We start from the raw sequence: 23,085 nt of genomic DNA on the forward strand, positions 1-23,085 counted from the left end.
ACTTAATAAAAACTGAGTAGTAACCACTTTGCCCGTGAGGGCATCACCAAGGAGGTGTCTCGAAATGGCGGTTCCGAAGAGTAAAGTCTCTAAGCAGAGACGGGATAAGCGGCGTGCCAACTGGAAGCTGGCAGCTCCCGCAGTCACGACCTGCCCCAAGTGCGGCGCATATCGGCTGCCCCACCGGCTGTGCAAGGCCTGCATGACCTATGACGGCAAGGTGTTTGGTCAGGTTCAGCAGGAGAACGGTTAATACGCGGAAAAAGAAGAGGGGACCGCCCCTCTTTCTTTTTTTGCGCAAGTACGGGAGAGAGCCCGGGAGAAAGGCGGAAGAGCCATGTCCAAGACGATCATACAAACCGTCCAGCCGGGCAGTCCGGCGGACCTTGCCGGGGTGCTGCCTGGCCAGCGGCTTCTGGCCATCAACGGCCACCGGGTGGTGGACGTGCTGGATTACAAATACTATTCCTATGACGCCAAGCTCACCCTGACCCTGGAGGGGGAAGGCCCCCGGGAGGTGGACCTCACCAAGGACGTGGGGGAGGATCTGGGGCTGGAGTTTGAGACCTACCTCATGGACCGGGCCCGGTCCTGCGCCAACAAATGCGTGTTCTGCTTTGTGGACCAGCTGCCCGAAGGGATGCGGGAGACCCTGTATTTTAAGGACGACGATGCCCGTCTGTCCTTTCTCATGGGGAACTATATCACCCTCACCAACCTGAGCAAGCGGGAGCTGCAGCGCATCCAGGACCTGCACATTTCCCCCATCAACATTTCCGTCCACGCCACCGACCCGGAGGTGCGGAAGGTGCTGTTGGGCAACCACCGCCGGGGCGGGGAGTGCCTGGAGATCATGCAGAAGTTTGCCCAGGCGGGGATCGTGATGAACTGCCAGATCGTCTCCTGTCCGGGGCTCAACGACGGCCCGGTGCTCCAAAAGAGTATGGAGGACCTGACGGCTCTGTATCCCCAGGTGAAGAGTGTGTCGGTGGTGCCTGTGGGGGTGACCCGTCACCGGGAGGGCCTGTATCCTCTGCGGCCCTACACGGTGGAGGAAGCCCAGGGAGTGGTCCGCCAGGTGGAGGCCTTTGCGGAGACCTGTCTGGCCGAGAAGGACAGCCGGATCTTCTGGTGCTCCGATGAGTTTTACCTCCAGGGCCATCTGCCCCTGCCGGAGGATGAATATTACGAAGAGTATACCCAGCTGGAGAACGGCGTGGGGATGCTCCGCCTGCTGGAAGTAGAGCTGCGGGGGGCCTGCATGGGCGCCCCGGAGGGGATGCAGGTCAAGCCCTTTTCCATTGCCACCGGGGTGGCGGCCGCCCCTTTCCTGCGGGAAATCATTGACAGGGCGGCGGGAAAATGTCATACTGAATTAGATTACCAAGTCTATCCAGTAGTGAACCATTTCTTTGGGGAGACCATTACCGTGGCGGGCCTTTTGACCGGGCAGGATTTAAAGGCGCAGCTGCAGGGGAAAGACCTGGGGTGCCGCCTGCTCATTGCCCAGAACATGCTGCGCCATGGGGAGACGGTGTTCCTGGACGACATGACCTTGGAGGAGCTTTCCCAGGCCCTGGGCGTGCCGGTGATCCCGGTGGAGCAGGATGGGTTTGCGTTATTCGAGGCTATATTTGAGTCAGACTTTTAAAAGGGGCAAGCGGGGCTTGGTGCTTCGTTCGGTTTGGTAGAGAACGGGGGTATCAAGCTTTCTGTTTGGTATGTGGCCCCTTTTAAAAGTAAGGGATAGCAGCCTCTGCGCGCGCCCTTCGGGCACACTGGAGGCTGAGAAGTAAAAAAGTCCCGGCAGAGCCGGCACTTTTTTCTATCCGATTTTCTTCCCCTGTCTGCGGACAGGGGAACTCTGCGAGGCTGGGGCGACAAACCATAGACGTCCTGAAAGGGCGAATGTGTCACCCTGCGACCGTTTCGGAGAAGCGTTCCCAAATCGACGGAGAACAACAATGGGGAAGAAGGGAAGCCCATCAGGGCTTTGCATTCCCCAGGCGAGCGAGTGAGAACGAGCGGACCATTACGGGGTCCAGGGGCTTGCCCCTGGTGCTCTTTCGCCCGGGCTTTCTCCAGAGAAAGCCTGGGAAAGGTTCCCATTCCCTCGGGGTGGACAGGGCATCCGAACGGATTTTGTCTTGCCGGTCGCCAACTTGAAGGGAAAACCGAAAGATTGGAACTGGTTTCGACCTGGAGAGAATGTAAGAAGGATTCACACCGGAACGGCGTGTGAAATAATACGAATTGTAATAGAAAAGGAGGTTACAGAACCATGGCAAAACCTCTGGTAGCGATTGTAGGACGGCCCAACGTGGGCAAGTCCATGCTCTTTAACAAGCTGGTGGGCCGTCGGCTGTCCATCGTGGAGGACACCCCCGGTGTCACCCGGGACCGTCTGTATGCCGAGTGCGAGTGGCGGGGCCGCCGGTTTGACATTGTAGACACCGGCGGTATCGAGCCGGGTACCACCACGGAGATCCTGGCCTTCATGCGCAAGCAGGCGGAGATCGCCATTATGAACGCCACGGTGATCGTCTTCCTGTGCGACATTAAAACTGGCCTGACCGCTTCCGACCAGGACGTGGCCAACATGCTCCTGCGCGCCCGGAAGCCGGTGGTGCTGGCGGTGAACAAGATGGACCAGGTGGGTATGCTGAACCCGGATGTGTACGAGTTTTACAACCTGGGTCTGGGCGATCCCATTCCTGTCTCTGCGGTCCACGGCCACGGCACCGGCGACCTGCTGGACGCCTGTTTTGACTACTTCCCCCCCGAAGAGGAGGAGGAAGAGGAGAGCGACGTCATCAAGGTGGCGGTGATCGGCAAGCCCAACGTGGGCAAATCCTCCCTGATCAACCGGGTCCTGGGAGAGGAGCGGGTGATCGTCTCCAACATGGCAGGCACCACCCGGGACGCTGTGGACAGTTACTTTGAGAACGAGGACGGAAAGTTCCTGTTTATCGACACCGCAGGGATGCGGAAGAAGTCCAAGGTCAACGACCAGATCGAGAAGTTCTCGGTCCTTCGGGCCACCATGGCCATTGAGCGCTCCGACGTGTGTCTCATTATGATCGACGCAGCGGAAGGGGTCACAGAGCAGGACACCAAGGTAGCCGGTCTGGCCCACGAGTCGGGCAAGGCCTGCATCATCGTGGTGAACAAGTGGGACTCCATTGAGAAGGACGGCAAGACCATGGACCGGATGCGGGAGGATATCCGCCGGGACCTGAGCTATATGAGCTATGCGCCCATTCTGTTCATCTCGGCCCTCACCGGCCAGCGGGTCCCCCGTCTGTTCCAGCTTATCAAGTACGTGAACGATCAGGCGGCCATGCGCATCACCACCGGTATGCTCAACAGTCTCCTGGCCGACGCCACGGCCCGGGTCCAGCCCCCCTCCGACAAGGGGCGCCGCCTGAAGATCTACTATATGACCCAGGCGGGGATCCGTCCGCCGCACTTCGTCTGCTTCTGCAACGACACGCAGCTTTTCCATTTTTCGTACCAGCGTTATCTGGAAAATCAGATTCGGAACACCTTTGGCCTGGAGGGTACGCCCATTCGGCTGACCATCCGGCAAAAGGGAGACAAGGAGGACTAACACCCTATGGAACAAGGCATTTCGGTGCTGTTGGAGGCCCTGCGCCCTGGCTCGGCGGCCCTCTGGCTGCTGGTGACGGCGGTCATTTCCTACCTGCTGGGCACCTTGAACGGGGCCATTCTGGTCTCCAAGTTCTTTTTAAAGGATGACGTGCGCAAGCACGGCAGCGGCAACGGAGGTCTCACCAACTTCCAGCGGACCTACCGGGGCAGCAAGCTGATCCTCATTGTGCTGGTCACGGACATGCTGAAGATGGTGCTGGCAGTGGCCATCAGCTGGGGCCTGTTTTCCGTGGCGCTGGCCGGGGCTCCGGTGCCTCTCTTTGTGAAGTATTGGGCCGGTGTGTTCTGCGTGCTGGGCCATGTGTTTCCCTGCACCCTCCACTTCCAGGGGGGCAAGGGCATTCTGGCCGGTGGGACCCTGGCTCTTCTGGTGGACTGGCGGGTGGCGCTGTTTGCCTGGGGCTTTTTCCTGCTGGGGGTGGTGTTCACCCGGTGGGTGTCTCTGGGTTCGGTGATGGCGGCCACGGCCTTTGGTGTGAGCTCGTCCATTCTGTTCCCTATCCCGTCCATTATGATCCCCGCGCTGCTGGCAGCCGCTCTCATTGACTGGAAGCACCGGGGCAACCTGAAACGACTCATCCGGGGGGAGGAGCCCAAGCTCTCCTTCCGCAGTAAGAAGAAGGAGTAGTCCTTCCCATTCACGACCGAAAGAAGGTGCAGTCATGAAGACAGTGGTACTGGGCAGCGGCGGCTGGGGTACGGCTCTGGCGATGCTGCTGGTGGAAAACGGCCATGAGGTGACCCTCTGGTCCTATCTGGAGGAGGAGTCCCGACGGCTGCGGGAGACCGGGGAGAACCCCCTTCTGCCCGGGGTCAAGCTGCCGGAGGGGTTGCGGTATACCAGCGACCTGTCCTGCGTGCATGGCAGCCAGGTGGTGGTGATGGCCACGCCCTCCTTTGGGGTGCGGTCTACCGCAGAGCAGATCAAGGGCTATCTCACCCCGGATATGACCCTGGTCTCCGTGTCCAAGGGCATTGAGAAGGGGACCTCCCTGCGGATGACCCAGATCATCCAGCAGGCCACGGAGGATCGCTGCCCGGTGGTGGCGCTGTCTGGTCCCTCCCACGCAGAGGAGGTGGCCCGGGGGGTGCCCACAGCGGTGGTCTCCGCCTGCCCGGACCGGGCAGCAGCGGAGCGGATCCAGGACCTGTTTATTAACCAGCGGTTCCGGGTGTACAGCACCTCCGACGTGGTCGGGGTGGAGCTGGGGGCGGCGCTGAAAAACGTCATGGCCCTGTGCGCCGGGTGCTGCACCGGCATGGACTACGGCGACAACACCAAGGCCATGCTCATGACCCGCGGTCTGGCGGAGATGGCCCGTCTGGGCGTAGCCCTGGGGGGCCGTCGGGAGACCTTTGCGGGCCTGGCGGGCATGGGTGACCTGGTGGTGACCTGCACCTCCATGAACTCCCGGAACTACCGGGCAGGCATCCTCATCGGACAGGGGGTCCCCGTCCAGGAGGCCATCCAGTGGATCGGCGCCGTGGTGGAGGGCTATTACGCCGTGGACTCTGCCCGGGAGCTGGCCCAGAGCGTAGGGGTGGAGATGCCCATCACCCAGGCGGCCTATGAGGTGCTCTACCAGGAGAGAGACCCTGGGGACGTGGTTTTGTCCCTGATGCGCCGGGAAAAGCGTCACGAGACCGAAGAAACCTGGCTCTGATTTTTTTGACCCCGCTGAAAAAACTGTAAAATAGGACTTGCATTTTTCCCGTATTTCTGCTATTATACTAACCGATGCTTTTTAGATATCAATGCACTGGTACCAAGGGCGGTTCTCCTGTCCCCGGTTCCGGTGGAATCATAAACCAGCGAGGAGGTTCAAGCGAATGGCTAAATGTGAATTTTGTGACAAGGGCGTCGTGTTCGGCATTCAGGTTTCCCACTCCCACCGACGCTCCAATCGTCCCTGGAAGCCCAACGTGAAGCGCGTCAAGGCGATCGTCAACGGCACCCCGAAGCACGTCTACGTGTGCACTCATTGCCTCCGTTCGGGCAAAGTGACCCGCGCTGTCTGATCGACAAGCCAAGAAAAGCACAGGCCAGTGGCCTGTGCTTTTTTGCGTTTTCCGGGCGGCTGGAGCAGGGCTGTCTTGTCAGGGGGGCGGGGGTATGCTATAATGACACAATCCCTTGTTTTCTGCCCTTTCCCCGGGCGGGGACAGGGGGGCCTGCCGGGGCGGCCTGGCAGGCGGTTCCCAAGCATCCCTGAACGTGGAGCGAATCCAACAGACTGCCGGGCCGGCGGGAAAGCCGGTCCAGATCACAAGAGGAGGAATTATTGTGGCATCGCAATCGTCTATTAAACTCTCCAAACTGGTGGAGCGGTTCGAGCTGGAGATCATCAACCTGGGCAAGAACTATGACAGCTGCCTCATTCGAAAGAATGACATCAACCGGCCCGCACTGCAGATCCTTGGTTTTTTTGACTATTTTGACCCCAGCCGCCTCCAGGTGATCGGCAAGGTGGAGTGGACCTATCTGAACAACCAGACCTCTGAGGAGCGCCTGAGATGCTTCGACGCCTTTTTCCGGCGTCCCATCCCGGCCCTGATCCTCACCCGCAGCCTGGAGCCTTTCCCCGAGCTTATGGAGATGGCGGTGAAGCATGAGCGCACCATCCTCCGCAGCAAGGAGAATACGTCTCTCTTTATCCCCAACCTCACCGACGTGCTGAAAGCCAAGCTCTCCCCCCGGATCACCCGGCACGGGGTGCTGGTGGACGTCTACGGCGAAGGGGTGCTGCTCATGGGCGAGTCCGGCGTGGGTAAGAGCGAGACCGCAGTGGAGCTGCTCAAGCGCGGCCACCGTCTGGTGGCGGACGACGCCGTGGAGATCCGGCACATCGGCACCCGCCTGGTGGGCACCGCCCCGGAGATCATCCGGCACTACATCGAGCTGCGCGGCATCGGCGTGGTCAATGTCCAGCAGCTGTTCGGCATGTCCTCGGTGCGCGAAGAGAAGAACCTGGACCTGGTGGTGAATCTGGAGCCTTGGAACGAGAACACGTTCTATGATCGCATGGGCACCAACGAGGAGTTCACCACCATTCTGGATATGAAGATCCCCTCCATCACCATCCCCGTGAAGCCCGGCAGAAACCTGGCCATCATCGTAGAGGTGGCTGCTATGAACAACCGCCATAAGCGCATGGGTTACAACGCCGCCAAGGAGTTTGCCAAGCAGCTGGACGCACATTTCGAGCAGATGATGCAGAACTCCCAGCTGGAAGCGGCAGACGACTACGACGAGTATGAGGACCTGAGCGCCCAGGACGAGGATTGATGCGTTCCCTCATAGGGAAAGGAGATGGAAACAAATTGAATTTTAAGAAAGCAGCAGCGCTGCTGCTGGCAGGGACCTTATCCCTGGGGCTTCTTTTGTCCGGCTGCGGCCAGGACAAGGGGGCCGAGACCCCGGGTCAGACCGAAGAGACCCAGAAGGTCAACGTGAACTATGGCATTTCCAACGGCTGGGATTCTCTGATGCCCTACTACACGGTGTCGGGGAGCAACTATTCCCGGATCATCTATGATAAGATCTATGACCGCCTGGCCTACATCCAGCCGGACGGCACCTGCCTGCCCCGGGGGGCAGAGAAGTGGGAGAGCGCAGACAATGGCAAGGCCATCGTCTTTACCCTGGACAAGGATGCGGCCTTCCACGACGGCACCAAGGTGACCGCCCAGCACTGGGTGGAGACCATCCAGCGGGTGACGGACCCAGCCAGCCAGACCCTGGGCCGCACCACCTTTGCCGGCCTCACCGGCACCGATGACACGGGTACCGCCGTGGCCGGGGAGAAGCTGGGGGCCGAGGCAGTGGACGACTACACCCTGAAGCTCACCTTTGATCACCCGGTGATCCCCGAGGAGTTTCTGGTGGACAAGAGCCGGGACCTGTACGTGCTGCCCACCCACCTGCTGAAGGACATCTCTGCGGAGGAACTGGTGAAGGCAGACTTCTGGCAGAAGCCGGTGGGCTCCGGTCCCTGCAAGTTCGTCTCGGAGGTCTCCGGCAGCAGCCTGGTGCTGGAGGCCAACAAGGACTATCAGCTGGGCGCACCCGGGTTTGACACCATGATCATCACCGTGATGGACAAGGCCAACCTGCTCACCGCCCTCATTGCCGGCGACCTGGATTACTATACCTTCGGCGGCACCGTGTCTGAGGAGAACCGGCCTGTGGCAGAGCAGGCAGGCTTTACCGTGTCCGAGGGCACCGTTCCCAACATCTTCTACGAGCTTATGCTGAACAATGAGACCATTTCGGAGCGGGCGGTCCGCCAGGCCATCAACATGGCCCTGGATAAGGAGCTGCTGTGCCAGCAGACCACCGGAACCCTGGGGTCTGTGACCAACTCCAGCATCCTGCCGGACACCCCCTATTCTCAGCCCATGACCGCAGGCAGCTACGATCCCCAGGGGGCCATCAACCTCCTGAAGGACAGCGGCTACCAGGGCCAGACCTACACCCTGGCCTGCACCAGCGCCCGGTCCAGCCTGGCTGCCCTCATCCAGCAGAACCTGGAGGAAGCGGGCATCAAGACCGAGATCCAGACGGTGGATTCTTCCACCCTGTTTTCCGGGTTCTCCGATGGGAAGTATGACATGGCCATTGCCAGCCACACGCCCAACAGCCTGCCGCTGTGGTTTGTGAGCAGCCGCTTCAACCAGGACAACAACATGTTCCGGGTGGCGGACCTGAAGAACTACACCACCTTGATCGGCGCCATTGGTCAGGAGACCAACGAGAAGGCGCGGATCGCACTGGTGGATGAACTGGAGGCTTATTTGAGCCAGGAGATGCCCTTCGTGCCTCTCTGGTTCGGCAAGGCGCTCCATGTTCAGTCCAAGACCGTCAGCGGCATTGACTACGCGGCGGCGTCCTACTGCAACGAGAACGTGTGGCAGTGGGAGAAGAAGTAAAGGGAGACCCTTTGCTTTTACATGATACATGAACCTCCGTAAGGCGGGGCACTGCCCCTGCCTGTGCCCTTCGGGGCCGGAAGTGCAGGAGGGATTTTCTTGGGAAACTATACTGTGAAACGGCTGCTGGGTGCCATTCCCGTGTTTTTCGGGATCACCTTGCTGGTCTTTTTCATGATGAATATGGCCCCTGCCACCATTGCGGATGCGGCAGGGGCAGGGGAGGCCTCCAGCGCAGCGATGCGGGCTGCGCTGGAGGCTGATCTTGGTTTGGACAAGCCCATCGTGGTACGGTACGTGCTGTGGCTGAAGGAGGTCCTTACCGGGGACCTGGGGCTGTCCTACCGCACGGGGCAGCCGGTGCTGGATATGATCGCCCAGCGGGTGGCCCCGTCTCTGCTTCTCACGGGGACAGGGGTCGGGCTGGCGGTCCTTCTGGGGGTGCCCCTGGGGGTCATGGCCGCCTGGAAGCCCAAGACCGTCTGGGGCCGGCTGGCAGGGGGATTGACCCTCTTCAGCTTCAGTGCGCCGGGCTTTTTCCTCTGCCTGGTGGGTATTTTTGTGTTTTCGGTGGTGCTGGGCTGGCTGCCTGCCGCCGGGATGTACACGGCGGGGCACAGCGGCAGCGGAGGGGACCTCTTGCGGCACCTGATCCTGCCGGCCTCGGTGGTGTGTCTGGGGAGCCTGGGGAACCTGATCCGCCAGACCACCTTCGCCTGCCGGGAGGTCCTGTCGGAGGATTACATCCGCACTGCCCGGGCCAAGGGCCTCAGCGAAGGGGCGGTGGTGTGGAAGCACGGCTTCCGCACCGCCCTCATCCCGGTGCTCACCACCATTCTAAACCATATCCCCCATGTGATCGGCGGCTCCATGGTGGTGGAGCGCATCTTCGGCTGGCCGGGGATGGGAAGCCTGTTTTTCACTTCGGTGAACAGCCGGGACTATCCTGTTATCATGGGCCTCACGGTGGTGATCGCCCTGGCGGTGCTGCTCACAGGCATTCTTATGGACCTGGTGTACCGGCTGGCGGACCCCGGCATGGGGTGGGGAGGGGCGAGACCATGAAGAGACGAACCCTTTCCCCAACGGCAGCGCGGTTTTTCGCCCAGCGCAGCGCTGTGGTGGGCCTGGTGTTTCTGGTGATAGAGATTGCCCTGGTGCTGGTGCTCCCCCTGGTTTTGGGCCAGGACCCCAACGCAGTGGACCGGACGGCGGGCTTTTGGGCGCCCCCGGGCGGGGCCCATCTGCTGGGCACCGACGACGTGGGCCGGGATGTTCTGGCCCGTCTGCTGTACGGCGGACGGATCTCTCTGCTGGTAGGGTTTTCCTCTGCGGCCCTCAGCGCTGTGATCGGCATTCCTTTGGGCCTTTTGGCCGGGTATAAAGGCGGCCGCTGGGAATACTGGATCATGCGGGCCTGCGACACCTTCCAGTCCTTCCCCAGCCTGATCCTGGTGCTCTGCCTGGTGTCCCTGGTGGGGCCGTCGGTGTGGAACCTGATTCTGGTGATCGGCGGGCTGGGCTGGTCCTCTCTGGCCCGGCTGGTGTACGGCAGCACCTTGTCAGTGAAGGAAAAGGAATATGTGGAGGCGTCCCGGGCCCTGGGGGCCTCCGATCGGGAGATCCTGCGATACACCGTCTTCCCCAACGTGGTGGCGCCGGTGTGGGCTTCCCTGCCCATGAAGGTGGCCCGGGCCATTTTGTCGGAGTCCAGCCTGAGCTTTCTGGGGGTGGGCCTGCGGCCCCCCCAGGCCTCCTGGGGCAACCTCATGAAAAACGCCATGGAGCTGGCGACCCTCACCGGACGGCCCTGGGTATGGGTCCCGCCGGGGCTGTGCATTATGGCCACGGTGCTCTCCCTGCTGCTGGTGGGGGAGGGCCTGCGCAAGGCCATGAATCCCAGGACCTGGACCAAGGCGTAAGAAGAGCCTTGCCTTTTTCCGGGAAACTGTGTACAATATATCCTTCTAAAGCATTGGAACGAACACGGCACGGACGTCCCAGAGGGACGGAACACATGGAGGTACCATACCGTATGAGAAAAACCAAAATCATTTGCACCCTGGGCCCTTCTACGGATTCCCCGGAGGTGCTGGAAGCTATGATGCAGAGTGGCATGGACGTAGCCCGGTTTAATTTTTCCCACGGCTCCCATGCAGAACATAAGAAGCGGCTGGATCAGCTCAAGGCGCTGCGGAAGAAGCTGAACAAGCCGGTGGCAGCCCTGCTGGACACCAAGGGGCCGGAGATCCGCCTCAAGACCTTTTTCAACGGGAAGGAGACCCTGGAGGCCGGGCAGATCTTTACTCTGACCGCCCGGGATGTGGAAGGCACGAAAGAGATTTGCAGCGTCACCTACCGGAACCTGGCCCAGGACGTCCGGGTGGGCAGCCAGATCATGCTGGATGACGGACTCATCAGCATGACCGTGGTGGAGCGCACTGAGACGGACATCACCTGCCGGGTGGAGAACGGCGGTCCCATCAAGGACCGGAAGGGAGTCAACGTCCCCGGGGTCCATCTGTCCATGCCTTATATGAGCGCCCAGGACCGGGCGGACATCCTCTTCGGCATTGAGCAGGGCTTTGACTTTGTGGCAGCCTCCTTCTGCCGCAGCGCCCAGGACGTGATGGAGATTCGCCGCCTGCTGGACGAGAACCATTCCGAAATGCGTATCATCGCCAAGCTGGAGAACCAGGAGGGCGTGAACAACGTGGACGAGATCCTGGCGGTGGCCGACGGGGTGATGATCGCCCGAGGCGACATGGGCGTGGAGATCGACTTTACCGAGATCCCGGTGATCCAGAAGGATATCATTGCCTACACCCTGGGTTACGGCAAGCATGTCATCACCGCCACCCAGATGCTGGACAGCATGATCTCCAATCCCCGGCCCACCCGTGCGGAGATCACCGACGTGGCCAACGCCGTGTACGACGGCACCTCTGCCGTCATGCTCTCCGGGGAGACCGCCGCGGGAAAATATCCGGTGGAGGCGGTAAAAACCATGGCGGCCATTGCCCGGCGCACCGAGGCGGACATCAACTACTTCGGCCGGATGCGGAACATGACCCCGGACATTCGCCTGGGCATCGGCGGGGCCACGGCCCACGCCGCCTGTACCACGGCGACGGATACCAACGCTTCTGCCATCATTACCGTGACCAAGAGCGGGGCTACCCCCCGGCTCATCAGCCGGTTCCGTCCGGAGACGCCCATCATCGCCTGCGTGATGGATGAACCGGTCCAGCGGCAGCTCTCCCTCACCTGGGGCGTGTACCCCATCATCATGCCTTGTGTCCAGAGCACCGACGAGATGATCGAGGGCTCGGTGGAAGTAGCCAAACAGGCGGGCCTCATCCACGACGGGGAGATCGCTGTGGTGACCGCCGGTGTGCCGGCCGGTATTGCGGGAACCACCAACATGATCAAGGTGCATCTGGTGGGCAGCAGCCTCATCAGCGGCGCCGGTGTGGGAGACGAGAATGTGAAAGGCATCCTCTGCGTCTGCCGGACCCTGGAGGACGTGAAGATCAAGTTCCGCGCCGGAATGATCCTGGTGGTGCCTCACACCAACAATGAGATGATGCCCTATCTCCGTCAGGCGGCGGGAATCATCACCGAGGAGAACGGCCTGGGCAGCCACGCAGCTGTGGTGGGCCTGAGCCTGAACAAAGCGGTGATCGTAGGGGCCATCGGGGCCACCCGCACCCTCCACGACGGCATGAAGGTCTCCATGGACTGCCGGCAGGGGTCGGTGCAGAGCCTCGCGGAGTAAAAGATTTTTAAAAGGGGAACGAGGGGTTGTTTCTTCGTTCGGTAGGATAGAGAACGGGGGAGTCAAGTTTTTTGTTTGGTTTTTATCCCCTTTTAAAAATGATAAATTGCAGCCTCTGCGTGCGCCCTTTGGGCACACTGGAGGCCGAGAAGAAAAAAAGTCCCGGCGGAGCCGGGACTTTTTTGTATCTCATTTGCTTCCCCCGCCTGCGGGCGGGGGAACTCTGCGAGGCAGAGGAGACGATCAGCAACAATAAAATTGAATACACATCGTGATGCATAGATTCGATTCTTTATCTCGTTCACTCCAATTGAGGTTACGCATCATTTTTTTCTTTAGACTTGTTGGAACCCATGGTGTTTGCTTGACAAACTTACCTGCCATGTTATAATAAGGGTACGGGTACTGCGACAAGCGGTTTCAACCCGTCAATGAAGTTCTTTTATCGTCAAAGAAACCGTCACTTGCCGGAGTGGCGGTTTCTTCCTTTTATCCGTACCGTTACGGTATATCCAAAGATATGTAACGTGATCGTGATAGGCATGGCCTCTGCGGGAGGATCTGGCTGAAACCGCCTGCCGTTGTTGCAGTACTCGTACGCTTGTATTGTATCATTTTCGTTGTTTTGTTGTCAATGTGAATCCCCGCGCCCACCCTTGACAAGCGGCGGGGAAAGGACTATAATACCCCCGTCAAATTGGCAACGACGGGAACCTTCCCGGAATCCCCGCCCAGAGAGGGTGCGCCTTGGGCTGAAAGCGCGCCTGCGGAGGGAGGCCGGAGCAAGCACCATCCCTGAGCCGCCCACCGAGCGCGCGAGCAGTAGGCTGGGCCGGGCCCGCCCGTTACAGCGGCAACGAAGCGGCGCAGGCATGAGATGTCCTGCGCAAGCAGGGTGGAACCGCGAGATATTTCTATCCCGCCCCTGACAGAAATGCAGGGGCGGGATTTTTTTACGCCCCAATATCCAATCAGGAGGAGTTTGTTATGTCTGACGCAAATCTGTATACCTTTGAGAATCCCGAGTATAAGCAGACCTATTGGCACACCTGTTCTCACGTCCTGGCCCAGGCTATGAAGCGCCTGCACCCGGAGGTGAAGCTGGCCATTGGTCCTTCCATTGAGAACGGCTTTTACTATGACTTTGATACCCCCGAACCCTTCAGCGAGGCCCAGCTGGCTGAGCTGGAAGGGGAGATGCGGAAGATCTGCAAGGAGAAGCTGAAGCTGGAGCGGTTTGAGCTCCCCCGGGCAGAGGCCATCAAGTTCATGGAGGAGAAGGGCGAGCCCTACAAGGTGGAGCTCATCAACGACCTGCCCGAGGACGCTGTCATCTCCTTCTACAAGCAGGGCGAGTTCACCGACCTGTGCGCCGGTCCTCACCTGGATTCCACCGGCCGCATCAAGGGCAACGCCATCAAGCTCACCGCCTGCAACGCTGCCTATTGGCGCGGCGACTCCAACCGCCAGACCCTGCAGCGGATCTACGGCATCGCCTTCCCCAAGAAGGATGAACTGGACGAGTACCTGAAGAAGCAGGAAGAGGCCCTCAAGCGGGACCACAACAAGCTGGGCCGTGAGCTGGAGTACTTCACCACCGTGGACGTGATCGGCCAGGGCCTGCCCATCCTGCTGCCCAAGGGCGCCCGGGTCATCCAGACCCTGCAGCGCTGGATCGAGGACGAGGAGCAGCGCCGGGGCTATCAGCTCACCAAGACCCCCTTCATGGCCAAGCGGGACCTGTATCGGATCTCCGGCCACTGGGATCATTATCTGGACGGTATGTTCGTGCTGGGTGACCCGGAGGACGAGACCAAGGAGTGCTTCGCCCTGCGTCCCATGACCTGCCCCTTCCAGTATCAGGTCTTCCTGAACCGGGGCCGGTCCTACCGTGATCTGCCCATGCGTCTGGGCGAGACCTCTACCCTCTTCCGTAATGAGGACTCCGGCGAGATGCACGGCCTCATCCGTGTCCGTCAGTTCACCATTTCCGAGGGTCACCTGATCCTCCGTCCCGAGCAGCTGGAGGAAGAGTTCCGCGGCTGCTTCGAGCTGGCCAACTACTGTCTGGAGACCCTGGGCCTCAAGGAGGACTGCTCCTTCCGGTTCTCTCAGTGGGACCCCGACAACACCGACAAGTACGAGGGTACCCCCGAGCAGTGGGCCCACGCACAGGAGGTCATGGGCAAGATCCTGGACGACCTGGGCGTGGATTACACCATCGGCATTGACGAAGCTGCGTTCTACGGCCCCAAGCTGGATATCCAGTGCAAGAACGTGTTCGGCAAGGAAGACACCCTCATCACCATTCAGATCGACATGCTCCTGGCAGAGAAGTTCGGCATGGAGTATGTAGACGCCGACGGCCAGAAGGCCCGTCCCTATATCATTCACCGTACTTCCATGGGCTGCTATGAGCGCACCCTGGCTCTGCTCATCGAGAAGTATGCCGGCGCTCTGCCCTGCTGGATGGCGCCCGAGCAGGTTCGTTTCCTGCCTGTGACCGACCGTGCCTCCGACTACTGCGCCGACCTGGCCAAGACCCTGACGGCAGAAGGCTACCGGGTGGAAGTGGACTACCGCAACGAGAAGATCGGCAAGAAGATCCGGGAAGCCCAGCTGGAGAAGGTCCCCTATATGGTCGTGGTGGGCGACCGGGATATGGAGAACGGCACCGTGTCTCCCCGTCACCGTTCCGCCGGCGACCTGAGCGCCATGTCCTTCCAGGACTTCCAGCTCATGCTGAAGAAGGTCGTGGACGAGAAGCGGAAGGACAGCGACCTGTAAACAGCCATGGCAGCGAAGAAGGAGATGGTTCGGGATCGGCTTATCGTCCGAACCAGTGTCATTGCGATTGTCACCAACCTGTGCCTGGTGGGGTTCAAGGTGCTGGTGGGGCTTATGGCCAACTCCATCGCCATTGTGCTGGACGCCATGAACAACCTCAGCGACGCGCTCTCCTCGGTCATTACCATTCTGGGAACCAAGCTGGCCTCCCGGCCGCCGGATAAAAAGCATCCCTTTGGATACGGCCGGGTGGAGTACCTGACGGCGATTTTGATCTCCTGTCTCATCCTCTTTGCCGGGGTGAGCTTTGCGGTGACGTCAGTAAAGAAGATCATTCACCCCGACGAGACCAACTACTCCCTGGTTACGGTGGTCATTGTTGTGGTGGCCATTGTGACCAAGCTGGTGCTGGGCGCCTACACCAGGCGGATGGGGAAGGAGACCGAGTCCGATGCCCTGGTGGCGTCGGGGGCGGACGCCACCTTTGACGCGGTGATCTCCGCCGGGACCCTGGTGGGCGCTCTGGTGGCCATGGCCACAGAGTATGTGATCGACGGCTGGATCGGCGCCCTTATCTCCCTGGCCATTATGAAGGCCGGCCTGGAACTGCTGATGGACACCCTGAGCAGCATTGTGGGCCGCCGGGCGGACAGCGCCCTGACCAAGGAGATGAAACAGCGTCTGTGCACCGTGGATGGCATCCTGGGAGCCTATGACCTGGTGCTCCACAATTATGGTCCCACCCGGACCATCGGCGCAGTAAACGTGGCCGTGTACGACTGGCGCACTGCGGCAGAGCTCCACGCCATCAGCAAGCAGGCCCAGCAGCTTATTCTGGATGAGTACGCCATCCAGCTGTATGTTGGGTTTTACGCGGTGAACACCCAGGAGGATGATCTGAAAGAACTGGAGCAGTCGGTGCGGGAGTATGTGCAGGCCCAGCCCTATGTGCTGTCCATGCACGCCTTTTATGAGGACAGCAGGACGAAAGCCATCTCTTTTGACGTGGTGATCGACTTTGCCGCCAGCAATGTGCGGCGGGAGCTGGCCCACGGCTTGGAGGAGGCTCTGGAGGCCCAGCATCCCGGTCGGAGCTTCTCCATTCGGATCGACCGGGACTACAGCGACTGACAAGGAGGAAAGGGCATGTTTCTGGAGACCACCCCGGAGGGGAAGATGCGGAAGGAACCGGCAGATTACCACTTTGTGGACCCGGAAGGGTTGGGCCGGTACGCGCTGTTTATCCGTCCCTCCCAGGGGGACATCATTCCTGCGCCCCAGATGGAGCCCGCCCTGCTGGTGACCGGACGGTACCGCCCGGTAAGCCTGGAGGGACGGAATCTGTTTGTGACCAAGGACTGCTATGCCTTTTTCCGCCATTTGGACGAGAAGGGCATTGAGGCCACGGAAAAGGGCGTGGTGGTGATCGCCATGGGCAAGCTGCGGGAGATCCTGCAGGAGAGCCCCGAGGCCCTGGACAACGCCCGTCTGACCGCAGACGGGAAGAGCCTGTACCTCATTAAGAATAAGCGAACCAATTTAGGATGATAGAAGACAGGGGAAGGACTGCGGCCCTTCCCCTGTTTCTGTTGCGGGAGGGACCCCCTCCCGGATAGACGAGAGAGAAAAGGGGGTAGCTATGACCTTTCAATCCTACGGCTTTCTGTTTCTCTTTCTCCCCCTGACGGTGCTGCTCTGGTGGCAGCTGAACCGAAAAGGGTGGGGGAAAGGTGCCCAGGTTTGGCTGCTGGGGGTGTCGCTGTTTTTCTACGGCTGGCACCGGCTGACCTGCCTGTGGGTGCTGCTGGGAAGCATCCTGTTTAACTTCCTGCTGGGGAAGGCGCTGGCCCGGACGGGGCAGAAACGGTGGCTGATCCTGGGGCTTGTGGGCAACCTGGGGATCTTGGGGTACTTTAAGTACGCCAACTTTTTCCTGGAAAACCTGAATCTCCTCTTTCCCACGTCCTTTGGGACCTTACAGCTGCTGCTGCCTTTGGGGCTCAGCTTCTTCACCTTTCAGCAGATCGCCTTTCTGCTGGACGCAGCCCACGGGGAAAAGACCGACTACACTTTGTTGGAGTACGCCTGTTTCGTGAGCTTTTTCCCCTGCGTTGCGTCGGGGCCCATGGCCTTTCACCATGAGGTGATCCCCCAGCTGCGGTCGGCCTCGGGCCGCACCCTGACCCGGGGAGAGCTCACCCAGGGGCTATGGCTCTTTTCCCAGGGCTTGTGGAAAAAGGTGATCGTGGCGGAGGCCTTCGACGCGGGGGCGGACTGGGGGTTTGCCAGCGTGGGCCAGCTGAACAGCACCACGGCGGTGCTGGTGGCCCTGAGCTATACCTTCCAGCTGTACTTTGACTTTTCCGGCTACACTGACATGGCCCGGGGCTTGGGCCGGATGCTGGGCCTGAACCTGCCGGACAACTTTGACACCCCTTACCAGGCTTTGACCATTGGCCAGTTCTGGAAGGGATGGCATAGGACCATGACCCGGTTCTTCACCCGGTATGTGTACATCCCCCTGGGGGGCAGCCGCCGGGGCACGGCGGTGACCTGTCGGAACATTATGATCATTTTCCTGCTTTCCGGCCTGTGGCACGGGGCGGACTGGTCCTTTGTGCTGTGGGGTGGGCTCCACGGAGCCGCCATGGTGGCAGACCGTCTGCTGGGCAAGCGGGTGGAGCGGCTCCACCCGGCGCTGTCCTGGGCGCTGACCTTTGGGTTTGTTACCTTCTGCTGGGTGTTCTTCCGGGCGGAGAGCATTTCCCAGGGGATGGACCTGTGCCGCGCTGTGGGCGTGTGCAGCTTCGGGGGGATCGACCCCGGCTTTACCTCTGCCTTCCTGCTGCCCCTGCCTGCCTGGCTCACCCGGTTTTTGTCCCTGGACCCCCAGCGGGCGGCGCTGGGCATGACCCTGGTGTTTTTCGCCTTTGCCTTCCTCTTCTGCTTCCAGGAGCGGGGCGGCAAGGAGAAGGAGACCCGGGTGTCTCTGGGCGGCTGGACCGGGGTGCTCTGCGGCCTGCTGCTGTTCTGGTCGGTGATCTCCCTCACCGGAGTGACCCAGTTCCTTTACTCGGAGTTTTAAGGAGGCAGGACCATGGAAAAACGATTTTTACGGGGCTTTTTTGCAGTCTTTCTGGTGCTGACCCTTCTCTTTGCCGGGGTGGTATACGTGGTGGACCCCTGGTACCATTACCACGGCCCCTGGGGGAACCTTCCCCTTTGCCTGCGGGACGGGCGATACCAGAACGACGGGGCCGCCCGGCACCTGTCCTATGATACCCTGCTTCTGGGTACGTCGGTGACCGCCAACTTCCGGGCGGAGGATATGGATCAGTACACCGGGGGCACCACCCAGAAGCTGATCGTCCAGGGAGGATACTTCCAGGACTTTTACGGCCCTCTGGACGCAGCGCTCTCCACCCATTCGGTGGAACAGGTCTACTGGGGGGTAGACTCCAACTGCTTCCGGCGGTACGACAGCGAGAGCACCTGGCAGGCGCCCTCCTACCTGTTTGACCGCAACCCCTTCAACGACGTAAAGTACCTTCTGAACAAGGACATGATGTTCTGGGACCTGACGGAGGTGCTGGAGCGGGCCGCGGAGGGGAACCGACAGGATGAGAAAACCGGCGGTTACACCTGGGGCGAGGACCAGGAGTGGTCCCGGCGGATGGCTCTGGGCTGCTATCACCGCCCGGAGGTCCAGGCAGCGCAGCAGCCCAAGGACGCTTTCCTGGGTCCCACGGAGGAGAATCTGCGCAACGTGTTGCAGCGGGTGGACGACCATCCCCAGGTGACCTTTACCTTCTACCTGGCCCCTTACAGCATTCTCTTCTGGGACGATGCCATCCGCACAGGGGAGCTGGACGCCACTCTGGAGATGCATCGGGTGATCCTGGAGGAACTGACCTCCCGGGAGAACACGCGGATGTTCTACTTTATGGACAACACCCAGCGGATCACCCACCTGGACAACTACTGCGACTACATCCATTACTCACCGGAGGTTTGCCGCCAGCTGGCGGAGGAGATGGTGACGGGAACCCCCATGACCCGGGAGGAGATTGCCCCCAGACTCCAGGCCTTTCGGACCTTCCTGACAACCTATGACTACGAGAGCCTGTTTTCGTAACCAATGCAAAACGGCAGGGACTGCGTATGCAGTCCCTGCCGTTTTTGGTTCAGGGTAAGGCTTGGGTAGCTGCTACCGGAATCCCCAGACCGAAGGGGTCGGGGTAGAGGACGGTGCCGGGGGTCACGGGTCCTGCCGGGGCGGGCAGGGCGGAGAGACGAGCGGCGCAGTCCAGCAGCGCTTCTTTGGGGACAGCGCCCAGGGTTTTCATCGGCAGAAGGGTGCCGTCCGGGCGGCGGAGGGTGGTGGTGAGCACCCGGCGGGGGACTTTGGTCCCGGCCAGGGCGTAGGCTTTCCCCTTGGGACAGCAGTTGCCAGTGACCGTCCCCTCCTTGTCTACCTCCACCCGGCAGCCCTTGGGGCAGAGGATACAGGTAATGGCCCCCGGGCGGGGCAGGCCTTTGGCCATGGCGTTGGAGGTCTCCGGGGGCATCTCTTCCAGAGGTTTCCCTGGACGAAGCCGTCGAGGATGCCGTCGTCATGTACGTAACCTTTCTTCGTATTCATAGATCTGTATTCCTATATACAAAGTATATCTGTGTCAGTATAGCACGCCTCAAGCCGTTCCCGCACCCTCATTGGCAATTCAGAACAAGAATTGGGCAGTTTGTACCAAATTACTTGAAATGCGGGTAGGGGGTTGGTATAATAAAAAACAATTCAATAAGTGCTCCCAACGGTTAGCTTTTGCTAACCGTTGGGAGCCAAGGTATCATATGCGAGAAAGGCTGTTCATGAAAGTAAAGATTAATCAAGATAAGAACATGTCCGAGATTGAGATTATCGTCAACTGCCCCACTGTGGATACCCACGTGCGCAATCTGCTGGACGTCCTACAGCAGTGTGCGGTGTCGCTGCCGGGCATGGTAGATGATATGTCCGTTTGCGTTCCTCTCTACGCCATTCTCTATATCGAGAGCATCGATCGGAAGATTTTTTTCTATGATGAAAGCCGGGTCTTCCAGCGCAAGGATTCCTTGGCTGCCCTGGAGTCTCTGCTGGAGCAGTACCGCTTCCTCCGCATCAGCAAGAATTGTATTGTCAACATCTTCCAGATAACTGCTACCTACCGTTGTGACAATCATCGGTTGGGTATCCTGCTGCGGAACGGGGAACGGCTGGTGGCAGGTCGAGTCTATACGTCGAAGGTGCGGAAGAGCATCCAGCAGCTTGGGATGTCCCTGTCTGGGACGGCACAGATGCTGGAGCATTCTTGGCAAGAGCGGGACACATGAGGGACTGGTTGGATGGTTCCGGAGAGAAAACTGCTGGAGCATCTTTTTTTGGCACAAAGTTAGCGGAAGCTAATTCTTTGGGTGGCTTGCTTTCCGGAGAAAGCATCCCTGTGTTTTTGTTTGCCATCCATCGCCTGCACTCGGACATCTTGGAAAAGGCTGCTCCATTCCTCACACCAGAGCGCTGGCGTCGAGCTACCGCCTTTCACCGGGAGGCAGATCGACTGCGCTGTGTGGCCGCTGGGCTGCTGAGCAACTTTTGCTTGTGGAAGTGGTGCGGGGAACGTCCTATGACGTTGCGGCGGAACCGGTACGGAAAGCCTTTTTTGGAGGGGAGCCCAGTCCAGTTCAGCCTTTCTCACGCGGGAGATTGGGTGGCCTGTGGGCTGGCTGATTGTCCCCTTGGTGTGGACATCGAAAAAGTCCAGCCGGTTGAGCCGGAGATGTACGGACTGTGCTTAACACCTCGGGAGCGACAGCAGCTGGAGTGGATGCCAATGGCTCCAGAGCGACGATTTATCCAGCTTTGGACATTGAAGGAGAGCTTTGGTAAGCTGCGCGGGGACGGGCTGAACTGTAGGTTTCCGCGATTTCAGGTGGAACCGTTGGAAGGATCCCTCTACCATGCCGTCATCCGCCATGTCCAGACCGGCCAACCCTGCGCCAACGCCGTCACCCAGTCAGTGGAAGAGTGCTACTGCCTCTCCGCTTGTGTGCTGCCAGAGCGAACGCTGCGTTCCGTTGTCACCGTGCCGGTGACCTTGGCGGACATGGAGCCGTGGATGGTGCAGACAAAGTCGGTCAGATGGTTGTAGACGGAGCGGGTAGAAAGGAACTTATGAAGCTGATTTGTTTTCCACATGCCGGTGGATTTGCGTTCTATTTTAACTTTATAAAGAGGATCGAGACGCTGGACAAAGAGGACGTCTTCCTCTACGAATACCCCGGCCGTGGCTACCGGGCCAGAGAACCCGGTGCCAAAAGTCTCATGGACATCGCTCAGAAAGCGGCGGCGCACATCGCGGACTTCGTCGGCGACGAGTCTTTCTGCATCTTCGGACACAGCATGGGCGCCTTCGTGGCCTACGAGACGGAAGTCATATTGGAAGCCGAACACGGCAAACAGGCTACCCGCCTCATCCTATCCGGACAGCACCCGCCGGTGTGCTTCCAGCCGCGCCGTTACGGGTTCGATTCTGAAGAGGAGCTGAATCACTACCTGATGCATCTGGGTGGCTTCCCGGAGGAAGTGAAGAGAAATTTGGAAATGTTCCATACGCTTTTCGTCCTCTGCTGGGAGGACATCCGGCTGTTAGAGCAGTACCGTCCCACCTGTGATGTCGTCCAGGCGGAGACAGTGGTCTTATGCGGCGACGATGACGCAGAGGTAAGGGACCTGGAGAAACTAATCCAGTGGCGGGAGACCACCCCCAACCTATTGGAGGTAAAGGTCTTCCCTGGTGCCCACTTTTATATGCGCGAACAAGAAGCGGATTTTCTGTGTTATATCCAACAAACCATAGAAGGAGAAAAGACAGTATGAGTACATTGATCAAAGGAATTGGTGGGTATCTGCCGGAACGGGTGGTTACCAGCGAGGAACTGGAGGAGATGGTCGGCTACAAGGAGCACGGCGTGAAGTTTGGCCTGTGCAAAATGCTCACCGGCTGCGCCTCCCGCCACTGGGCAGGCGAGGACGAGTTGTGTTCCGACATCGCCGCCCGAGCAGGGGAGATTGCCATGAAAGAAGCCGGCGTGGAACCTCAGGACGTGGACGCCATTTTGTTCACATCAGTCACCCAGGATTTCGTGGAGCCAGCCACTGCCAACGTGGTGGCGGATAAGCTGAACATCCGCAATGGCTTTGCGTTTGATGTCAAAAACGCCTGTAACGCCTTTCTCAGCGGCGTGGACATCGCCGACAGTTTCATCGCCACCGGCAAAGCGGAAACCATCCTGGTGGTCTCCGGTGAGTGCTTGTCTAAGTGGACCAAGCTCCACTACGAGGATAAGGAAGAACTCATCCAGCGTGCCCCGGTGGCGCTCTCTGTGGGCGACGGCGGCGGTGCCTTCCTACTGCAAAAGTCTTCGGACAACGAGCGAGGCATCCGCACCTCTTGGTTCAAGACCACCCCGGAGATTTGGAACAACAACGTCATCTGGGGTGGCGGCGTAGCGTACCCCGGTGACCCGGATAAGATGTACGTCCCCGGTACCACCAAAGTTCTTATTGACGCCGCAGCGGAAACGCCCTACACTATCCCTAAGGTGCTGGCTGCCGCTGGTTGGACCAAGGAGGATCTGGACTATATCGTCCCCACTCAGGTGGCCAAGTGGATTGTGGCCCACATCAGCAAGGCTATGGACATGGATTTGAGCAAGATTGTGGAGATTGTCAAGGACTGCGGCAACATGGGTGCCAGCAACGTGCCTCTGGCGGCTTACCGCGCCTGGCAGGACGGGCGGCTCCGTGATGGGTCCAAGGTTTTGATGGTAGGCGGGGCGGTCGGCGCCAATATCGGCATGATGACCGCTGTTTTGTGAGAGGA

21 protein-coding genes are annotated in these 23,085 nt (G+C 59.8%); 20 read left to right on the plus strand and 1 reads right to left on the minus strand.

The genetic code is table 11. From position 1 onward, the window contains the following. Nucleotides 1–64: 64 nt before the first annotated feature. The 16 genes from rpmF (at nt 65) to SOR61_RS06355 (ending at nt 19,301) form a co-directional block, all read left to right on the plus strand. Nucleotides 65–253 carry a 50S ribosomal protein L32 gene (rpmF, locus tag SOR61_RS06280; RefSeq protein WP_320611817.1) on the plus strand — a complete coding sequence of 63 codons (189 nt, stop codon included), beginning with the start codon at nt 65–67 and terminating at the stop codon, nt 251–253. Between the two features lie 84 nt (nt 254–337). Beyond that, on the plus strand, nt 338–1,651 hold the full coding sequence (locus SOR61_RS06285; protein ID WP_320611818.1) for a DUF512 domain-containing protein: 1,314 nt from the start codon (nt 338–340) through the stop codon (nt 1,649–1,651). A gap of 630 nt (nt 1,652–2,281) precedes the next feature. Further along, complete coding sequence (gene der, locus SOR61_RS06290; RefSeq protein ID WP_320611819.1) at nt 2,282–3,610, plus strand: ribosome biogenesis GTPase Der; 1,329 nt, start codon at nt 2,282–2,284, stop codon at nt 3,608–3,610. 6 nt (nt 3,611–3,616) lie between these two features. Next, nucleotides 3,617–4,300 carry a glycerol-3-phosphate acyltransferase gene (locus tag SOR61_RS06295; RefSeq protein WP_320611820.1) on the plus strand — a complete coding sequence of 228 codons (684 nt, stop codon included), beginning with the start codon at nt 3,617–3,619 and terminating at the stop codon, nt 4,298–4,300. Nucleotides 4,301–4,334: 34 nt separating this feature from the next. Further along, a complete protein-coding gene (locus SOR61_RS06300; RefSeq protein WP_320611821.1) occupies nt 4,335–5,336 on the plus strand; it encodes an NAD(P)H-dependent glycerol-3-phosphate dehydrogenase in 1,002 nt (333 codons plus the stop codon). A 166-nt stretch (nt 5,337–5,502) separates the two neighbouring features. Beyond that, nucleotides 5,503–5,691, plus strand: coding sequence for a 50S ribosomal protein L28 (gene rpmB, locus SOR61_RS06305; RefSeq protein WP_320611822.1), 189 nt, complete (start codon nt 5,503–5,505; stop codon nt 5,689–5,691). Between the two features lie 265 nt (nt 5,692–5,956). Next, complete coding sequence (gene hprK / locus SOR61_RS06310; protein ID WP_320611823.1) at nt 5,957–6,958, plus strand: HPr(Ser) kinase/phosphatase; 1,002 nt, start codon at nt 5,957–5,959, stop codon at nt 6,956–6,958. 35 nt (nt 6,959–6,993) lie between these two features. Continuing rightward, nucleotides 6,994–8,601, plus strand: a complete 1,608-nt coding sequence (locus SOR61_RS06315; protein ID WP_320611824.1) for an ABC transporter substrate-binding protein — start codon at nt 6,994–6,996, stop codon at nt 8,599–8,601. A gap of 99 nt (nt 8,602–8,700) precedes the next feature. Further along, nucleotides 8,701–9,666 carry an ABC transporter permease gene (locus SOR61_RS06320; protein WP_320611825.1) on the plus strand — a complete coding sequence of 322 codons (966 nt, stop codon included), beginning with the start codon at nt 8,701–8,703 and terminating at the stop codon, nt 9,664–9,666. Beyond that, a complete protein-coding gene (locus tag SOR61_RS06325) occupies nt 9,663–10,523 on the plus strand; it encodes an ABC transporter permease (RefSeq protein ID WP_320611826.1) in 861 nt (286 codons plus the stop codon). Before SOR61_RS06320 ends, SOR61_RS06325 begins: the two co-directional genes overlap by 4 nt. Nucleotides 10,524–10,636: 113 nt before the next feature. After that, the gene (gene pyk, locus SOR61_RS06330) at nt 10,637–12,379 is read left to right on the plus strand and encodes a pyruvate kinase (RefSeq protein WP_320611827.1); all 1,743 of its coding nucleotides are present in this window, start codon (nt 10,637–10,639) and stop codon (nt 12,377–12,379) included. A gap of 987 nt (nt 12,380–13,366) precedes the next feature. Then, nucleotides 13,367–15,166 carry a threonine--tRNA ligase gene (gene thrS, locus SOR61_RS06335; RefSeq protein WP_407066515.1) on the plus strand — a complete coding sequence of 600 codons (1,800 nt, stop codon included), beginning with the start codon at nt 13,367–13,369 and terminating at the stop codon, nt 15,164–15,166. Nucleotides 15,167–15,172: 6 nt separating this feature from the next. After that, nucleotides 15,173–16,297: a cation diffusion facilitator family transporter gene (locus tag SOR61_RS06340; RefSeq protein WP_320611828.1), complete on the plus strand. Its 1,125-nt coding sequence runs from the start codon at nt 15,173–15,175 to the stop codon at nt 16,295–16,297. 15 nt (nt 16,298–16,312) lie between these two features. Further along, a complete protein-coding gene (locus SOR61_RS06345; protein ID WP_320611829.1) occupies nt 16,313–16,714 on the plus strand; it encodes a hypothetical protein in 402 nt (133 codons plus the stop codon). Nucleotides 16,715–16,805: 91 nt separating this feature from the next. Continuing rightward, the gene (locus tag SOR61_RS06350) at nt 16,806–18,251 is read left to right on the plus strand and encodes an MBOAT family O-acyltransferase (RefSeq protein WP_320611830.1); all 1,446 of its coding nucleotides are present in this window, start codon (nt 16,806–16,808) and stop codon (nt 18,249–18,251) included. A 12-nt stretch (nt 18,252–18,263) separates the two neighbouring features. Then, a complete protein-coding gene (locus SOR61_RS06355; RefSeq protein ID WP_320611831.1) occupies nt 18,264–19,301 on the plus strand; it encodes a hypothetical protein in 1,038 nt (345 codons plus the stop codon). Between the two features lie 49 nt (nt 19,302–19,350). Here SOR61_RS06355 and SOR61_RS06360 read toward each other — a convergent pair whose 3' ends face one another. After that, nucleotides 19,351–19,734 (minus strand): DUF1667 domain-containing protein, encoded by a 384-nt coding sequence (locus tag SOR61_RS06360; RefSeq protein ID WP_320611832.1) that lies wholly within the window; start codon nt 19,732–19,734, stop codon nt 19,351–19,353. A gap of 301 nt (nt 19,735–20,035) precedes the next feature. Here SOR61_RS06360 and SOR61_RS06365 point away from each other — a divergent pair, with 301 nt between their 5' ends. The 4 genes from SOR61_RS06365 to SOR61_RS06380 all read left to right on the plus strand — a co-directional run bounded on the left by SOR61_RS06365 (nt 20,036) and on the right by SOR61_RS06380 (nt 23,080). After that, nucleotides 20,036–20,536, plus strand: coding sequence for a LytTR family DNA-binding domain-containing protein (locus SOR61_RS06365; RefSeq protein WP_320611833.1), 501 nt, complete (start codon nt 20,036–20,038; stop codon nt 20,534–20,536). 110 nt (nt 20,537–20,646) lie between these two features. Continuing rightward, nucleotides 20,647–21,351, plus strand: coding sequence for a 4'-phosphopantetheinyl transferase superfamily protein (locus tag SOR61_RS06370; RefSeq protein WP_320611834.1), 705 nt, complete (start codon nt 20,647–20,649; stop codon nt 21,349–21,351). Between the two features lie 23 nt (nt 21,352–21,374). Continuing rightward, a complete protein-coding gene (locus SOR61_RS06375; RefSeq protein ID WP_320611835.1) occupies nt 21,375–22,079 on the plus strand; it encodes an alpha/beta fold hydrolase in 705 nt (234 codons plus the stop codon). Continuing rightward, entirely contained in the window at nt 22,076–23,080 is a 1,005-nt protein-coding gene (locus tag SOR61_RS06380) for a ketoacyl-ACP synthase III (RefSeq protein WP_320611836.1), read from the plus strand. The genes SOR61_RS06375 and SOR61_RS06380 overlap by 4 nt, the downstream gene beginning before the upstream one ends. Nucleotides 23,081–23,085 lie beyond the last annotated feature (5 nt).

The organism is Evtepia sp. (assembly GCF_034090835.1).
Classification (GTDB): Bacteria; Bacillota; Clostridia; order Oscillospirales; family Oscillospiraceae; genus Evtepia.

What these genes read in the sequence shown, in the direction of transcription:
- der (WP_320611819.1), top strand. Translation starts at nt 2,282, where the DNA reads ATGGCAAAACCTCTGGTAGCGATTGTAGGACGGCCCAACGTGGGCAAG.
- SOR61_RS06325 (WP_320611826.1), top strand. Translation starts at nt 9,663, where the DNA reads ATGAAGAGACGAACCCTTTCCCCAACGGCAGCGCGGTTTTTCGCCCAG.
- SOR61_RS06345 (WP_320611829.1), top strand. Translation starts at nt 16,313, where the DNA reads ATGTTTCTGGAGACCACCCCGGAGGGGAAGATGCGGAAGGAACCGGCA.
- SOR61_RS06375 (WP_320611835.1), top strand. Translation starts at nt 21,375, where the DNA reads ATGAAGCTGATTTGTTTTCCACATGCCGGTGGATTTGCGTTCTATTTT.
- SOR61_RS06380 (WP_320611836.1), top strand. Translation starts at nt 22,076, where the DNA reads ATGAGTACATTGATCAAAGGAATTGGTGGGTATCTGCCGGAACGGGTG.
- SOR61_RS06295 (WP_320611820.1), top strand. Translation starts at nt 3,617, where the DNA reads ATGGAACAAGGCATTTCGGTGCTGTTGGAGGCCCTGCGCCCTGGCTCG.
- SOR61_RS06285 (WP_320611818.1), top strand. Translation starts at nt 338, where the DNA reads ATGTCCAAGACGATCATACAAACCGTCCAGCCGGGCAGTCCGGCGGAC.
- SOR61_RS06360 (WP_320611832.1), bottom strand. Translation starts at nt 19,734, where the DNA reads ATGCCCCCGGAGACCTCCAACGCCATGGCCAAAGGCCTGCCCCGCCCG.
- thrS (WP_407066515.1), top strand. Translation starts at nt 13,367, where the DNA reads ATGTCTGACGCAAATCTGTATACCTTTGAGAATCCCGAGTATAAGCAG.
- pyk (WP_320611827.1), top strand. Translation starts at nt 10,637, where the DNA reads ATGAGAAAAACCAAAATCATTTGCACCCTGGGCCCTTCTACGGATTCC.
- SOR61_RS06365 (WP_320611833.1), top strand. Translation starts at nt 20,036, where the DNA reads ATGAAAGTAAAGATTAATCAAGATAAGAACATGTCCGAGATTGAGATT.
- SOR61_RS06350 (WP_320611830.1), top strand. Translation starts at nt 16,806, where the DNA reads ATGACCTTTCAATCCTACGGCTTTCTGTTTCTCTTTCTCCCCCTGACG.
- SOR61_RS06340 (WP_320611828.1), top strand. Translation starts at nt 15,173, where the DNA reads ATGGCAGCGAAGAAGGAGATGGTTCGGGATCGGCTTATCGTCCGAACC.
- rpmF (WP_320611817.1), top strand. Translation starts at nt 65, where the DNA reads ATGGCGGTTCCGAAGAGTAAAGTCTCTAAGCAGAGACGGGATAAGCGG.
- rpmB (WP_320611822.1), top strand. Translation starts at nt 5,503, where the DNA reads ATGGCTAAATGTGAATTTTGTGACAAGGGCGTCGTGTTCGGCATTCAG.
- SOR61_RS06300 (WP_320611821.1), top strand. Translation starts at nt 4,335, where the DNA reads ATGAAGACAGTGGTACTGGGCAGCGGCGGCTGGGGTACGGCTCTGGCG.
- SOR61_RS06355 (WP_320611831.1), top strand. Translation starts at nt 18,264, where the DNA reads ATGGAAAAACGATTTTTACGGGGCTTTTTTGCAGTCTTTCTGGTGCTG.